The 14,220-nt window shown below is 69.4% G+C and carries 14 protein-coding genes; 6 read left to right on the plus strand and 8 right to left on the minus strand.

The window, feature by feature from the left end:
• Positions 1-3: 3 nt before the first annotated feature.
• A complete protein-coding gene (locus PV646_RS04020) occupies positions 4-729 on the plus strand; it encodes a hypothetical protein (RefSeq protein ID WP_500340088.1) in 726 nt (241 codons plus the stop codon).
• On the opposite strand, the gene PV646_RS04025 is transcribed toward PV646_RS04020, so the two are convergent.
• Entirely contained in the window at positions 665-1,054 is a 390-nt protein-coding gene (locus PV646_RS04025) for a DUF4267 domain-containing protein (protein WP_500340089.1), read from the minus strand. The genes PV646_RS04020 and PV646_RS04025 overlap by 65 nt on opposite strands.
• A gap of 92 nt (positions 1,055-1,146) precedes the next feature.
• Between PV646_RS04025 and PV646_RS04030 the strand changes: the two genes are divergently transcribed.
• Positions 1,147-1,734, plus strand: coding sequence for a TetR/AcrR family transcriptional regulator (locus tag PV646_RS04030; protein ID WP_500340090.1), 588 nt, complete (start codon positions 1,147-1,149; stop codon positions 1,732-1,734).
• Here PV646_RS04030 and PV646_RS04035 read toward each other — a convergent pair.
• From PV646_RS04035 to PV646_RS04050, 4 genes are read right to left on the minus strand one after another with little or no spacing between them, the layout of a single operon-like run.
• On the minus strand, positions 1,693-2,853 hold the full coding sequence (locus PV646_RS04035) for a THUMP-like domain-containing protein (RefSeq protein WP_500340091.1): 1,161 nt from the start codon (positions 2,851-2,853) through the stop codon (positions 1,693-1,695). The genes PV646_RS04030 and PV646_RS04035 overlap by 42 nt on opposite strands.
• A 1-nt stretch (position 2,854) precedes the next feature.
• Positions 2,855-3,811, minus strand: a complete 957-nt coding sequence (locus tag PV646_RS04040) for a class I SAM-dependent methyltransferase (protein ID WP_500340092.1) — start codon at positions 3,809-3,811, stop codon at positions 2,855-2,857.
• Positions 3,801-4,580 carry an enoyl-CoA hydratase/isomerase family protein gene (locus tag PV646_RS04045; RefSeq protein WP_189153944.1) on the minus strand — a complete coding sequence of 260 codons (780 nt, stop codon included), beginning with the start codon at positions 4,578-4,580 and terminating at the stop codon, positions 3,801-3,803. Before PV646_RS04045 ends, PV646_RS04040 begins: the two co-directional genes overlap by 11 nt.
• Before the next feature lie 55 nt (positions 4,581-4,635).
• Entirely contained in the window at positions 4,636-5,403 is a 768-nt protein-coding gene (locus PV646_RS04050; protein ID WP_500342261.1) for an ABC transporter ATP-binding protein, read from the minus strand.
• Positions 5,404-5,567: 164 nt separating this feature from the next.
• Here PV646_RS04050 and glgX point away from each other — a divergent pair, with 164 nt between their 5' ends.
• The 4 genes from glgX (at position 5,568) to PV646_RS04070 (ending at position 10,090) form a co-directional block, all read left to right on the plus strand.
• Complete coding sequence (gene glgX / locus PV646_RS04055; RefSeq protein ID WP_500340093.1) at positions 5,568-7,682, plus strand: glycogen debranching protein GlgX; 2,115 nt, start codon at positions 5,568-5,570, stop codon at positions 7,680-7,682.
• A 246-nt stretch (positions 7,683-7,928) separates the two neighbouring features.
• Entirely contained in the window at positions 7,929-8,516 is a 588-nt protein-coding gene (locus PV646_RS04060) for a cysteine dioxygenase (protein ID WP_500340094.1), read from the plus strand.
• On the plus strand, positions 8,513-8,902 hold the full coding sequence (locus PV646_RS04065; RefSeq protein WP_500340095.1) for a rhodanese-like domain-containing protein: 390 nt from the start codon (positions 8,513-8,515) through the stop codon (positions 8,900-8,902). Before PV646_RS04060 ends, PV646_RS04065 begins: the two co-directional genes overlap by 4 nt.
• A gap of 66 nt (positions 8,903-8,968) precedes the next feature.
• Positions 8,969-10,090, plus strand: coding sequence for a hypothetical protein (locus PV646_RS04070; RefSeq protein ID WP_500340096.1), 1,122 nt, complete (start codon positions 8,969-8,971; stop codon positions 10,088-10,090).
• A 71-nt stretch (positions 10,091-10,161) separates the two neighbouring features.
• Here the strand turns inward: PV646_RS04070 and PV646_RS04075 are convergent, their stop codons facing one another.
• The 3 genes from PV646_RS04075 to glgP all read right to left on the minus strand — a co-directional run bounded on the left by PV646_RS04075 (position 10,162) and on the right by glgP (position 14,165).
• Positions 10,162-10,485: a hypothetical protein gene (locus PV646_RS04075; protein WP_285646903.1), complete on the minus strand. Its 324-nt coding sequence runs from the start codon at positions 10,483-10,485 to the stop codon at positions 10,162-10,164.
• A 239-nt stretch (positions 10,486-10,724) separates the two neighbouring features.
• Positions 10,725-11,084 carry a hypothetical protein gene (locus tag PV646_RS04080; protein WP_500340097.1) on the minus strand — a complete coding sequence of 120 codons (360 nt, stop codon included), beginning with the start codon at positions 11,082-11,084 and terminating at the stop codon, positions 10,725-10,727.
• Between the two features lie 486 nt (positions 11,085-11,570).
• Positions 11,571-14,165, minus strand: a complete 2,595-nt coding sequence (gene glgP / locus PV646_RS04085; RefSeq protein ID WP_500340098.1) for an alpha-glucan family phosphorylase — start codon at positions 14,163-14,165, stop codon at positions 11,571-11,573.
• Positions 14,166-14,220: the final 55 nt, after the last annotated feature.

Consider the following 14,220-nt stretch of genomic DNA (forward strand, 5'->3'; position numbering starts at 1 on the left):
GACGTGTTCTCGGTTTCCGAACGCGACCAGCTGCGCCGCGACCTCGTCAACGCCGCCGACGTCGACCCTCGCGTGGTCGGGGCCGCGCTGACCGGGTCCGCCGCGGTGGGCAGGGAAGACCGCTGGTCCGACATCGACTTCGCCCTGTCGGTCGAGCGGGACGTCGACGCGGTGGTGGTCGACTGGACCGCGTTGATGTACGCGTGCGGGGCGGTCGGTCATCTCGACGTGCGGCACGGGACGACGCTGTTCCGGGTGTTCCTGATGCGGTCGACGTTGCAGGTGGACATCGCGTTCTGGCCCTCGGACCAGTTCGGGGCCACCGGGCCCACGTTCAAGCTGTTGTTCGGCGAGACCAACGAGGTGCCGCAGTCCGGGCAGCCCGATCAGGAGCATCTCGTCGGGCTCGCCTGGCTGTACGCGTTGCACGCGCGGTCGTCCATCGCGCGGGGGCGCGGGTGGCAGGCCGTCCACATGATCAACGGGATGCGGGACCACGTGATGTCGTTGTGGTGCCTGCGCGAGGGTGTGAACGCGGTGCAGGGGCGGGGCCTGGACGACCTGCGGGACGCCGGGGCGTTCGCCGGGACGCTGGTCTTGTCGACGCATCCCGACGAGCTGCGGCGGGCGTTCCACGTGCTGACCGAGTTGTTGCTCGGGGAGATCAGTGAGCCTGAACTGCGTGAGGCCGTGCGGGCGCTGTCTCCCGGAGCAGCAACGCAGCAGTGATCAGAACGAGCACGGCCGCCGAGCCGTGCACCGCGAGCGCGTAGCCCACCGTGCCTCCGTGGGTCATCACGGCGATGCAGTCGCCGATCGGGATGATCGAGTCCGCCAGGACCACCCAGCCCAGGGCTCGGCGGTGGCCCATGAGCAGCAGGATCAGGGCGGTCAAGGCGTACGCGATGTCCCGCACGCCCTTCACGACGTAGTAGCCGGCCGGGTCTGCGATGCCGAAACCCGCCGCCGCGCCGTCGCCGTTGAGCAGGTAGCTCAGGCCGAAGTAGAAGCCCGCCAGCACGACGAGCCACCCCATGATCGTGGTCAAACGCATTGCATCCTCCGCAAGAATCTAGCGCTGCTAGCGATTGGAGCGACGCTAACACTGCGGGCGCTCGGATGTCTAGCGGTGCTAGATTCTTCGGCGTGACCATCCAGAACCGGCGCGAGCGCGAGCGGGCCGAACGCCATCAGCTGATCATCGACGCGGCCAGGGACCTGGCCGAGACGGAGGGCTGGGACGCGGTCACCACGCGGCGGCTCGCCGAGAAGGTCGAGTACAGCCAGCCGGTGCTCTACAGCCACTTCAAGGGCAGGGACGCGATCGTGCGCGCGGTCGCGGTCCAGGGCAGCGGCGAGCTGGCACGGCTGCTGCGGAAAGCCCGCCCCTCGCGTGGGGAGTCACGGCTGCGGGCGGCAGCGGAGGCGTACCTGGAGTTCGCGAGAGAGAGGCCTGCGCTCTACGACGCGATGTTCGTGCAGCAGGTCGACCTCCCGTGGGGCACGAGCGAGGTGCCGCAGGAGTTGCTCGACGCGTTCGGCGAGCTGGTCGCCGCCGTCGAACCCGTCCGGGGCGAGCGGGACCTGGAGGCGTTGACGGAGCTCTTCTGGAGCACGCTGCACGGCATCGCGACGCTCAAGCAGGGCGGGAGGCTCCGGCCGGAACACGACGAGACCCGCCTCGACCTGGCGCTAGGTGCGCTCAGCCTCACAAAGGACGAAGACCGGCTTTGAGCCGACGCGGGTCAGCACGACCGTCGCCGAGCCGGGCCCGGAGAGCTTCAGGCGCTTGCGCATCGTGTTCGGGTCCACGTCCAGGCCGCGCACCAGGATCTCCAGCCGGCCGATCGAACGCGTCTTCAGCAACGACTTGAGCGACTTCTCCGTGTAGTGCCCGTGTTCGAGCACGCGGAACGCCCGGATGCCGGGCGGGGGTGCGGAGCCGCTGAGGTACGCGATGCGTTCGTCGAGCTGCCACAACCCGTGCCGCGCCGCGTAGTGGCGCACCAGTCCGGCGCGCACGACCGCGCCGTCCGGGTCGACGAGCCACTCACCGGGAGCGGAAACCGGGCAGTCGTCGGGTTCGGCGTCCGTCAGGGTCCACGACGACGAGCCGTGCAGCACCGAGGCCCGGCGCGACACCCCTGGCGTGGCAAGGCCTCGCGTCCACAGGCAGGCTTCGCGGACGGCGCCGTCCAGCGACACGACCTCGATCTCGGCGGCCCACGGCGCGACGGCGAAGTCGATGCCGGGAGCGCACTTCACCGCGAGGTCCACGCCCGCGTAGACCTCGGACAGCTCGTCCAGCGGCGGCACGAAGTCCGACGGGTTCCACTTGCGACGGCCGGAGGAGTCACGACGCGCGGGGTCCGCGGTGACGGCACCGGCCTTCGACACCGGCTTCAGGGCGTCGGCCTGGACGACGAGTTGCCCCGGAACGTTGTGGCGCGCCATGGCGAGCCGCACCGGATCCAGGTCGGAGCCGACGCACACGGACGCGACCTCGCTCAACGCGAACAGGTCCGCGCCGACCGAGCAGGTCACGTCGTGCACGGAACGACCGGCGAACCGCGACGCGCGATGCCGGGCGACGACGGAGGCCGTGGCCTGCTGCATCGCGTCGTCGGTGAAGAGCCACGACGCGGCGGAGTCCAGTTTGGACACCGCACGACGCCGCAGCAGCACGGTTTCCACGACCGGGGCGAACGACGGCCCCAGCCGCTTGCGAGCGGTCTCGACGTCGCGCACCCGGGAGGCGTCCGAAAAAGGCAACGCGTCCACCTCGGCGAGCGCGGCGGTTCCGGCGGCGGAGCGCAGGAACGCCACGTCGGCCGTGGTGAACGCGTAGCCCAACTCAGGCGGTCTTCTCGCCGGTGATCGACACGTTGTAGAACACCTCGCGCGGCAGCACCTTCGAGAGGACGTTCTGGTCGACCCACGTGAGGTTCTGCCAGGTGCGGTAGGCGAACATCGCCCACCCGAAACCCAGCTTCTCGCGCGGCACGGCGGCTTCGAACGTGCGCACCGGCCAGCCGAACAGGGCCGCGGACAGCTCGTCCGTCACCGCGCGAACGGACACCGCGCCGGCGCGCCGGGCCGTGGCCTCCAGCTGGTCCGGGTCGAACGTGTGCAGGTCGACCACGGCTTCGAGGGCAGCCGCGCGGGAGGACTCGTCGAGCTCCTCCTGCGGACGGCGCCACTCGCCCAGCACCGGCACGGCCTTGGTGATGTTGGTGGTGAGCCACCACGTCGCCTGGCCGAGCTTGCGGGCGTAGAAGTTGCCGATGTTCGTCGGGTCGCCCGCGAACACGAACTTGCCGCCGGGCTTGAGCACCCGCAGCACCTCGCGCATCGCCGACTCCACGTCCGGGATGTGGTGCAGCACCGCGTGCCCGACGACGAGGTCGAACGTGTTGTCGTCGTACGGGATCCGCTCGGCGTCGGCGACGCGGCCGTCGACGTCCAGACCGAGGTGCTCGGCGTTGCGCAGCGCGACCTCGACCATGCCGGGCGACAGGTCGGTGACCGAGCCCTTCTTGATCACTTCCCCCTGCATCAGGTTCAGCAGGAAGAAGCCCGTGCCACAGCCCAGTTCCAATGCGTGCTCGTACGGTCCGACGTCACCGGCGGCGGCGCGGAAGCGGTCCGTCGCGTAGGTGATGCAGCGGTCGTCGTAGGAGATCGACCACTTCTCGTCGTACGTGCCCGCTTCCCAGTCGTGGTAGAGCACCTGGGCGAGCTTGGTGTCCTTGTAGGCCGCCTCGACCTCTTCCGCGGTCGCGTGCGGGTTCGGTGCCGGATCAGTTGCCACTGAACTTCGCCTTTCCGGGACCGTTCGCGATGAACGACTCCACGCCGTTCTTCTTGTCCTCCGTCGCGAACAGGGCCGCGAAGAGGTGGCTTTCGAGCTTCAGGCCCGACTCCAGGTCGGTGTCGAGGCCGCCGTCGACGGCCGCCTTGGTCGCCGCCAGGGCGAGCACCGGGCCGTTGACGAACTGCTTGGCCCAGCGCACCGCAGCCGCGTAGACGTCGTCCGGCGCCACGACCTCGTCGACCATGCCGAGTTCGAGCGCCTCCTGGGCGCCGACGAACCGGCCGGTGTAGAGCAGGTCCTTGGTCTTCGACGGACCGATCAGCCGGGCGAGGCGCTGCGTGCCGCCACCGCCGGGGATCAGGCCGAGCAGGATCTCGGGCTGGCCGACCTTCGCGTTGTCGCCGGCGATCCGGCGGTCGCAACCCAGGGCGACCTCGAACCCGCCACCGAGCGCGTAGCCCGTGATGGCGGCGACCGTCGGCTTGGGCACCGAGGCCAGTGCGCCGAGCGCGTCGGACAGGCCCTTGGCCCGCAGCGTCATCTCGGCGTGGGAGATCTGCGCGAACTCCTTGACGTCCGCGCCGGCCGCGAAGACCTTCTCGCCGCCGTACACGATGACCGCGTAGACGTCCGAACGCTCCGACGCCTCCTTGGCGGCGGCCTGGAGCTCGGTCTGCACCTGCCGGTTCAGGGCGTTCATCGGCGGCCGCTCCAGGCGGATCGTGCCGATCCCGTCCTCGACTTCCAGCCTCACGAACTCAGCCACGCGGCCCTCCATCAGTTGTCGCGACAGCAGTGTCACGTTACCCGGCAGTAGCTTGTCAGACCTTGCGGCGGGCGAAGAAGCGGTCTCCCGCCTTCTGCAGCTCCAGGTCCTGCCCGAACGTCTTGGACAGGTTCTCCTCCGTCAGCACGTCGTCCAGAAGCCCCTGCGCCACGATCGACCCCTCGCGCAGCAGCAGCGCGTGCGTGAAGCCGGGCGGGATCTCCTCGACGTGGTGCGTGACCAGCACCATCGCGGGCGCGTCCGGGTCGAGCGCCAGCTCCGAGAGCTTCGCGACCAGGTCCTCGCGGCCGCCCAGGTCGAGGCCCGCGGCGGGTTCGTCGAGCAGCAGCATCTCGGGGTCGGTCATCAGCGCGCGGGCGATCAGCGTGCGCTTGCGCTCCCCCTCGCTCAGCGTGCCGTAGAGGCGGTCGGCGAGGTGGGCCATGCCGAGGGTGCCCAGCAGCTCGCGGGCGCGGTCCGTGTCCTGCTTGCCGTACTCCTCGCGCCACCGGCCGAGCACCGCGTAGCCGGCGGAGACGACCAGGTCGACGACCGTCTCGTCGGGCGGGATGCGGCCACCGAGGGCCGCCGAGCAGAGGCCGATTCGGGGCTTGAGCTCCTGGACGTCCGTTTTGCCCAGACGTTCACCCAGGAGGTGGACCTTGCCCTTGGTCGGGTGCAGGTCGGCACTGGAGAGCCTTAGCAGGGTCGTCTTGCCGGCACCGTTCGGGCCCAGCACCACCCAGCGCTCATCCAGTTCCACGCTCCAGTCGATGTTTCCGACCAGCGTGTTCTTGCCGCGGCGGACAGACACGCCCGCCATGTGCACGACCAGATCTGTCACGTCGACGTCCGCCACGGCTCCATTCTTCCGAACGGCCCCCCACCTACCACTCATCGGGGTGTCCCTCGCGCAGGGTGACACCGCTGCGCCGCCTGTGTGAACTCTCAAGTTTTCTGTCGGTGTCAGATGCCAAGATCGGAGGCATGGCTACTCGACCCGAGTCCGAGGTGCTGGCAGGCCGACCGTTCCCACTGGGGGCACACGCCGAGGCAGGCGGTGTCCGTTTCGCGGTGACGTCCCACGTCGCCGACGCGGTCGAGGTCTGCCTCGTCGACGACGACGGCACCGAGAAACGGGTCGAGCTGACCGAACGGACGTTCGGCGTCTGGCACGGCCTCGTGCCCGGCGTCACGCCCGGCCAGCGCTACGGGTTCCGGGTGCACGGCCCGTACGACGCGGGCCGCGGGCTGCGCTGCAACCCGGCGAAGCTGCTGGTCGACCCGTACGCGCGGCAGATCGAGGGCGGCATCACGAACCTCGAGGCCTCGCTCGGGTACGTCGGCGACCCGATGCACGGCCCGCCGTCCGCGATCGACTCGCTCGGCAGCGTCCCGCTCTCCGTCGTCAGCTCACCGGGGGGCGCGGACACGGGGGTGAAGCCCGACGTGCCGTTCGAAGAGGCAGTGATCTACGAGATGCACGTCAAGGGCTTCACGAAGCGCCACCCGGAGATCCCGGAGAAGCTACGCGGCACGTACCTGGGCCTCGCGCACCCGGCGGCGATCGAGCACCTCACCCGGCTCGGCGTCACGAGCGTCGAACTGCTCCCGGTGCAGGCGTTCCAGGACGAGCCCTCGCTGCTGAGCCGGGGTTCGAGCAACTACTGGGGCTACTCGCCGCTGGGCTACTGCGCGCCGCACGCCGCGTACGCGAGCGAGCCGGGCAACGAGATCCAGGAGTTCCGCACGATGGTCGCGGCGCTGCACGCGGCGAACATCGAGGTGCTGATCGACGTCGTCTACAACCACACCTGCGAGGGCGGGCCGGGCGGGCCGACGATCTGCTTCCGCGGCTACGACGCGCCGGGGTACTACCTGCACGCCGGTGGTGGCAGCACGGTCGACATCACCGGCTGCGGCAACACGCTGGACGCCGGGTCGCCGCAGGTCGTGCGCCTGGTCACGGACTCGCTGCGGTACTGGGCGGACGAGATGGGCGTCGACGGGTTCCGGTTCGACCTCGCCTCGACCATGGGCAGGCCGGGCGGCGGGTTCTTCGACCGCGACAGCGCGCTGCTCACGGCCATCACGACGGATCCGGTGCTCTGCCGGGCCAAGCTGATCGCCGAGCCGTGGGACGCGACGGGCGACGGGTACCGGGTCGGCGACTTCGGCATGCAGTGGGCCGAGTGGAACGGCCGTTATCGCGACACGGTCAGGGACTTCTGGCGCGGTCACACGTCCGTGCGCGACCTCGCGTACCGGCTCTCGGGGTCGAGCGACCTGTACGCGGACGACCTGCGCCGGCCGTGGCAGTCGATCAACTTCATCACCGCGCACGACGGCTTCACGCTGCGGGACATGGTGTCGTACAACGACAAGCACAACGACGAGAACGGCGAGGAGAACCGCGACGGCACGAACGACAACCGGTCGTGGAACCACGGTGCCGAGGGGGAGACGTCCGATCCGGAGATCCTCGCGCTGCGGGCGAAGCAGGCGCGGAACCTGCTCTCGACGCTGCTGCTGTCGACCGGCACGCCGATGATGACGGCGGGCGACGAGATGTGGCGCACCCAGGGCGGCAACAACAACCCGTACTGCCTCGACAACGACGTGTCGTGGGTCGACTGGACGACGAGCGACGCGGGCGAGGCGTTGCTGGGGTTCACGCGGCGGCTGATCGAGCTGCGCGCGTCGTCGCCGGCGTTGCGGCAGCCCGAGTTCTTCGAGGGCCGCACGACGCCCAGCGGCAACCCGGACCTGGTGTGGTTCCGGCCGGACGGGCAGGAGATGGCCGAGACGGACTGGTTCGACGAGGGCCGCCGCACGCTCGGGATGTTCATCGACGGCTCGAACTGCCTCTCCCGCACACGGGACGGTGAGCTCGTGTCCGACGACTCGTGGCTGATGCTGATGCACGCGGGCGCGGAAGCCATCGACGTGACGCTGCCGCACGAGCGCTACGGGCCGTCGTACGAGCCGTTCCTCGACACGACGACGGCCGACGGCTCCCCCGCGAATCCCGGTTCTTTCCCACCGCGCGGGAAGCTCAGCGTCCCCGCGCGCTCGTTGGTGCTGCTCCGCATCCCGCGCTGAGAGTTCTTGCTGCCATTTGGCTCTGTGTCAGACGTTCTTCCGCCAAATGGACGCTCTAGCCACACTCAGAGTGCGTCTGGCACCATCACGTTCGTGGTCGTCTATTGCTGGACCGACCGCACGATCGACCTCGTTCTCGTGGCGTCGTGCGGGTGTAGCTCGACGCGACGCACGCGCTGACACAAGCGCCCTGCGTCGCGTCTTGATCGCTACCCCCGGTACCGACGCGGCCCTTGGAGCGAGTGCGTGACCTCGACGTATGCACAGCAAGATCAATTCGACCTCCACCCGACGCTGGACAGTCAGCTGCTGCGTGACGTGATCCACCCGTCGCGCGACCTGTGGACACCGCGCGAACTGCGCGACCTCACCTCGTTCGTGGCCAGCGAGCTGACCACGGGACTGCTCCAGATCCTCGACTACTCGACCGAGCACCGCTGGTGGGCGCGGCTGGGACTGACCGAGGGCGTCGAGCTGTGGCTGCTGTCGTGGCTGCCCGGCCAGGGCACCGAGCCGCACGACCACGGTGGTTCGGCCGGGTCGTTCACGGTGCTGACGGGCAGGCTGCGAGAGGACTACCGCTACCCCGCCGGGCCGATCCGGTCCGCGGTGCGCGACACCGGGGACGCGCTGGGCTTCGGCTCCGGGCGCGCGCACCAGGTGCTGAACCCGTTCGAGGCGCCGGCCGCGACCGTGCACGCCTACTCGCCGCCGCTCGTGCCGACCCGCGAGTACGCGTCGCTGCACGACATCCCCGACTCGATCCCGCCGCTGCCCGCGCAGCGCCTGCCGCTGGCCGAACTGCGCCAGCGTGCCGACCTGGAGGGCCCGTGAGCAAGCTCGACACCATCCTCGAAGAGGCGCGTTCGCACCTCGAGCGGCTCGAACCGCACGAGGTGCTCGGCCTGGAGGACGTGCTCGTCGTCGACATCCGGCCGGCCCACAACCGGCTGGCCGAGGGCGAGATCGAGAACTCCGTCGTGGTCGAGCGGATCGTGCTGGAGTGGCGGCTCGACCCGGCCGGCGACTGGCGGCTGCCGGGCTTCACCGCCGACACGACCGTCGTCGTGGTGTGCAACGAGGGCTACTCGTCGTCGCTCGCGGCCAGGGACCTGCAGCGGGTCGGGCTGCCCCGCGCGACGGACCTCGTCGGCGGGTTCCGGGGCTGGCGTGCCGCCGGGCTGCCGATCCGCGAGGGCGGCTCACAGCCCGTGGTCTGAGCTCGTGGTCTGAGCTCGTGGTCTGAGCCTGGGGAACCACCGCCCCACCGGTAGCGTCTGCTGATCGTGACAGTTGTGCGCTGGGTCGTGACGGCACTCGTGGTGGCCGGCACGATCGCCTGGACCCTCTCGGAGTTCCCCCTCGGCCTCGCCGGCGCGCTGGTGGGCCTGGTCGTGGAACTGACCGCGGCCCAGGCGGGTCTGGCGCTCGGCGCCGTCCTCTTCGGACTCCGGATCACCCACGTGATCATCGGTGTCGGCAGCGAACTCAAGTCGTGGACGTGGACGCACCAGCGGCTCGTGCTGCGCGCCATCCCGGTGCTCGCGACGGTCGGGTTCACCGGCCTGAAGCCCGGTGTGCGCCGGCGGGAGGTCCTGACCGGGGCGTTCGCGATCGTCTTCTGCGCGGCGGTCGCGGCCCTGACGTGGCTGGCCACCGGTTCGTCGTTCGGCAAGGGAATGGCGCTCGCCGCCACCGCCTGCCTCCTGTGGCAGATCGTGCCGGTCGAGAAGGCAGGCCACACCAGCCTGGGCTGGTTCGTGTTCACCCTGCCGAGGATGACCGGGCGGCCGCTCGGCGAACTGGAGGCGCGGCCCCGCGTGCTCACCGGCATGGACGCCTACCAGCGCGGTGACCTCGACGAGGCCGAGCGGATCCACGCGGAGCTGGCGGCGGAGCACCCCGAACTGCTCACCGTCGTCGGGCTCAAGGTCGTGACGTCGTGTGCGCGCGAGCGGTACCTCGAGGCGCTGCAGGCGGTGATCGCGCTGAACGGACGCGAGGACCTGAGCCAACGCGACCTGGCGTTCGTCATGGCCTCCACCGCCGGGGTCGCCGTGCTGGCGGTCGAGGCGGGCCAGTTCCCGGCGGAGGTCGGACTGGAGACCGCGCGCAGCATGTTCGACAACGCCTACCAGGCCGGATACCCCCGATCCCGGGCGAACGGGACGCTGGCGATCATGGCGCTGATCGAGGGGGACACGGCGAAGGCCCGGCAGCTCGCGGGGTACTCCGCCGAGACGAGCGACAACGCGCAGGGCCGTGCGGACGACCTGATCACCATCGCGCGGGCGTGGATGGCGGACGGCGACAACGCGAAGGCCCGCGAACTCGCGGCCGAAGCGCACGAGCTCGCGGGCTGGAGTCCGCGGGTGGCGGCGACCCGCGCCCGTCTGGGGATCAGCTGACCCGGGGAAGGTGACCGGTGTGGAACACCCGGTCGTGGGTCAGGCCGGCCAGACGAATCGGTGACGGCGGATCAGCCGGGGAAGCCGGGCGAATTGTTGCCGTTCCCGCCCGAGTTGCCCGCGCCGACGTTGTTGCCTCCGCCTCCGTTGCTGTTGCCGTTACCGCCGTTGTTGTTGTTCCCGACGTTGTTGCCATTGCCTCCGATGTTGCCCGATCCGGTGACGTTGCCGTTGCCGGGCGTCCACGGGTTGTGCGACAGCGCGGTGATGGAGATCGGACCCACCAGCTGCGTGTCCAGCACATCCCGGCTCTGGGTGGGAGCGGCGTGCGCGGTGGACGCGAACAGTCCCATGCCCGCGATAGCGGCACCGAGGACGATTGCTTTCTTGATCATCTGCAGTTTTCCGTTCTTCGAGCAGCGGATCGAGCAATTGCAGATTAACCACAACTTCAGGCAGATAACGAATCGGTAGCACCATTGTGTGCAATTCCGAAAATCGCTTGTACTACGACGAATGGGTGATCGCGCAGCTCATACCACTATTCCGCTCTCGATGGAATACTACGCACCGCACACGGCAAAGGGCCCGTCACCGAGACCGGTGACGGGCCCTTTCCCACCCCGCGAACGGATCAGCTGTTCTGGATCGGCAGAGGCAGGCCGGGCAGCGCGGGCAGACCACCGGGAGGCGCCGGGAGGCCGCACTTGCTCAGCAGGTCGGTGACGGTCTTGAGCAACGTCGTCAGCAGGCCGGTGAGTTTGCCGACGTCGGGAAGGGCGCCGCCGGCAGCACCCAGGACCGTGCCTCCCAGCCCGGCGATGGTCGAGATCAGGTTCAGCACGACCGGCAGGCACTGGTCGACCGGGCCGCTGTACTCGACGGCCTTCACCGGTATCGGTACGCCCGGCACGCTCACCGGAGGTGTCGGCAGACAGCCGGAGCTCTGCAACGCCGTCACGAGGCCGAGCAGGTCACCGATCAACGGTGTCACGGCCCCCACGTTGGGCAGGGGCAGGAGACTGCTGACGGTTTTCGTGAGTTTTCCGGCGAGGTCCGTGACGAGACCGGCGCAGGCGGCTGGGAGTTCTGGCGCGGCGGGCGACGCACTGGCAGCCGGGATGGTAGAGGCGGTGAACAGAGCTGCAACGAGCGAGAGTGCGGTAATCGTTTTCTTCACGGCTACCTTCTTCCTCAATGCGCAATTCACTGGAGCCGCGCCGGGAATACCTTTTCGGAATTCAGGAGCGGTTCATTCCATGCCAAGGAGCGTAAGCCCGAATCCGGGCCCCTACCAGCGGAGATCACGAATTCACCCACTCGAAAAAGTGGTCATTCGTTTGAGGGAAGGGACGGGCGAGGTACACGCCTGACGCTCACTACGAGCAGTGAACAGGCAACAAGGAAGACGAACACATCAGGGCATCCAGCTCGCCGTTTGAAGGCGAACCGGATGCCCTGTGTCGATCTGGTAAAGCGATCAACTAGCCAGAACGACCCTGCCGAGTTCCGCAGGCGTCGCCAACAGGCCGTGCCGCGGCAGCACGCGCACGGTGTAGCCGAGCGCTCCTGCGTGCGGCAGCGGCACCTCGGCCTCGTAGTTGCCGTTGCCCGCGTAGTTCATGGGCGACGACACGATGTCCTTCAGCTCGTCGGAGTCGTGCGACACCTTGCCCAGCACGACCTGGACGTCCACTTCGGACGGCTCCAGCCCGGCCAGCTCGACGCGCGCCCGCACGATGACCGGCGCCCCGAGCACCGGCACCGAGGAACCGCTGATCACCAGGTCGCTGTCGAGCACCCGCACCCGCGTCCACGACGCGCGCAGCCGGTGGCGGTACGAGGAGAGCTCCTTGGCGCCCCGGTAGCCCTCACCGATGACGTTGTGCGCGGACGCGGCGGCCGGCGCGTAGTACGTCTCGACGTACTCGCGGACCATGCGCGAGGCCTGCACGACCGGGCCGAGCGAGGCCAGGGTGTGCCGGACCATCGACATCCAGCGGGTCGGCACGCCGTCCTCGCCGCGGTCGTAGAACAGCGGCGCGACCTGCTGGCCGAGCAGCTCGTACAGCGCGTTGGCCTCCAGGTCGTCCCGGCGCACCGGGTCGTTGACGCCGTCCGCGGTCGGGATGGCCCAGCCGTTGGAGCCGTCGTACAGCTCGTCCCACCAACCGTCGCGAATGGACAGGTTGAGGCCGCCGTTCAACGCCGCCTTCATGCCGGACGTGCCGCACGCTTCGAGGGGGCGCATCGGGTTGTTCAGCCACACGTCGCAGCCCCAGTACAGGTACCGGGCCATGGACATGTCGTAGTCCGGCAGGAACACGATCCGGTGCCGCACGCCCGCCTCGTCGGCGTAGCGCACGATCTGCTGGATCAGCGCCTTACCGCCGTCATCGGCCGGGTGCGACTTGCCCGCCACGACGAGCTGCACGGGCCGTTCGGGGTGCAGCAGCAGCGAACGCAACCGCTCCGGGTCGCGCAGCATCAGCGTGAGGCGCTTGTACGTCGGCACGCGCCGTGCGAAGCCCACGGTCAGCACGTTGGGATCGAAGACCGAGTCGGTCCAGCCCAGTTCCAGCGCCGACGCGCCGCGCTGCAACCACGACTCGCGCACCCGGCGGCGCACCTCGTCGACCAGGCGGCCGCGCAGCGTCGACCGCAGCTCCCACAGCCCCGAGTCGGTGACCGGCTCGAACGCGCCGATGCCCAGGCCCATCCGGCCGCTGTCTACTGTGTCTGACTCGGACGCGCCCAGCAGCTTGCTCATCTCGGCCGCGGCCCAGGTCGGACCGTGCACGCCGTTGGTCACCGACCCGATCGGCACCTCGGTGCCGTCGAAGTTCGGCCACAGAGCGCGGAACATGTCCCGGCTGACCTCACCGTGCAGTTTGGACACACCGTTCGCGCGCTGGGCGAGCCGCAGGCCCATGTGGGCCATGTTGAACATGCCGGGGTTGTCCTCGGCCCCCAGCGCGAGGATGCGCTGGGTGTTCACGCCCGGCACCAGGTTCTCGGCGCCGAAGTAGTGCTGGACCAGGTCGACCGGGAAGCGGTCGATGCCGGCGGGCACGGGCGTGTGCGTCGTGAAGACAGCACCGGCGCGCGAGGCCGTGAGCGCCTGGTCGAAGTCGAGACCGTCGTTGGTGATGTACTCGCGGATCCGCTCGAGGCCGAGGAACCCTGCGTGGCCCTCGTTGGTGTGGAACACCTCGGGCTGGGCGTGGCCGGTGAGCTCGCAGAACGTCCGCACGGCGCGCACGCCGCCGATGCCCGCGAGGATCTCCTGGCGGATGCGGTGGTTCTGGTCGCCGCCGTAGAGCCTGTCCGTGACGCCGCGCAGGTCCTCGTCGTTCTGCTCCACGTCCGAGTCGAGCAGGAGCAACGGGATGCGTCCGACCTGCGCCTTCCAGATCTTCGCGCGCAACGTCCGGTCGCCCGGCATGGCCACGTGCACGAGCAGCGGCAGCCCGGACGGCTCGGTCAGCAGCTCCAGCGGCAGCCCGCGCGGGTCGAGCGTCGGGTAGTGCTCGATCTGCCAGCCGTCGAGCGACAGCGACTGCCGGAAGTACCCGGACCGGTAGAGCAGACCGACCGCGATCAGCGGAACGCCCAGGTCGGAGGCCGCCTTGAGGTGGTCGCCGGCGAGGATGCCGAGACCGCCCGAGTAGTTCGGCAGCGCCTCGTGCACGCCGAACTCCATCGAGAAGTAGGCGACGCTGGTGGGCAACGGTGTGTCGGGCGCCCCGTGCTCACGACGCTGGGTGATCTCGTCCTGCCGGCGCTGGTACCAGCGCGGACCTTGGACGTACCGCTCCAGGTCGGTCGCGAGCGCGTGGAGCTTGAGCAGGAACTGCTCGTCTCTCGCGAGGTGCTCCAGCTTCCCGGCGTCGACGACGGAGAGCAGGCGCAACGGATCGCCACCCACCTCGGACCAGACGCGCGGGTCGATCGAGGCGAAGAGGTCCTGCGTGGGCGGGTGCCACGTCCAGCGCAGGTTGGTGGCGAGCGTGCTCAGCGCGGACAAGGGCTCCGGCAGGCTGGCTCGGACGGTGAACCGGCGAAGTGCTCGCATGACGAGCGAACTTACCTGCCACCCCTGAGGGCCTGACAACGTTCCCGGTCACACC

The organism is Streptomyces sp. ID05-26A (genome assembly GCF_033794685.1).
Taxonomy (GTDB): Bacteria; Actinomycetota; Actinomycetes; order Mycobacteriales; family Pseudonocardiaceae; genus Lentzea.

Excerpts from the sequence above, each read along its gene's own strand:
- PV646_RS04025 (WP_500340089.1), bottom strand. The coding sequence starts at position 1,054 with ATGCGTTTGACCACGATCATGGGGTGGCTCGTCGTGCTGGCGGGCTTC.
- PV646_RS04050 (WP_500342261.1), bottom strand. The coding sequence starts at position 5,403 with ATGGCGGGCGTGTCTGTCCGCCGCGGCAAGAACACGCTGGTCGGAAAC.
- glgX (WP_500340093.1), top strand. The coding sequence starts at position 5,568 with ATGGCTACTCGACCCGAGTCCGAGGTGCTGGCAGGCCGACCGTTCCCA.
- PV646_RS04075 (WP_285646903.1), bottom strand. The coding sequence starts at position 10,485 with ATGATCAAGAAAGCAATCGTCCTCGGTGCCGCTATCGCGGGCATGGGA.
- glgP (WP_500340098.1), bottom strand. The coding sequence starts at position 14,165 with ATGCGAGCACTTCGCCGGTTCACCGTCCGAGCCAGCCTGCCGGAGCCC.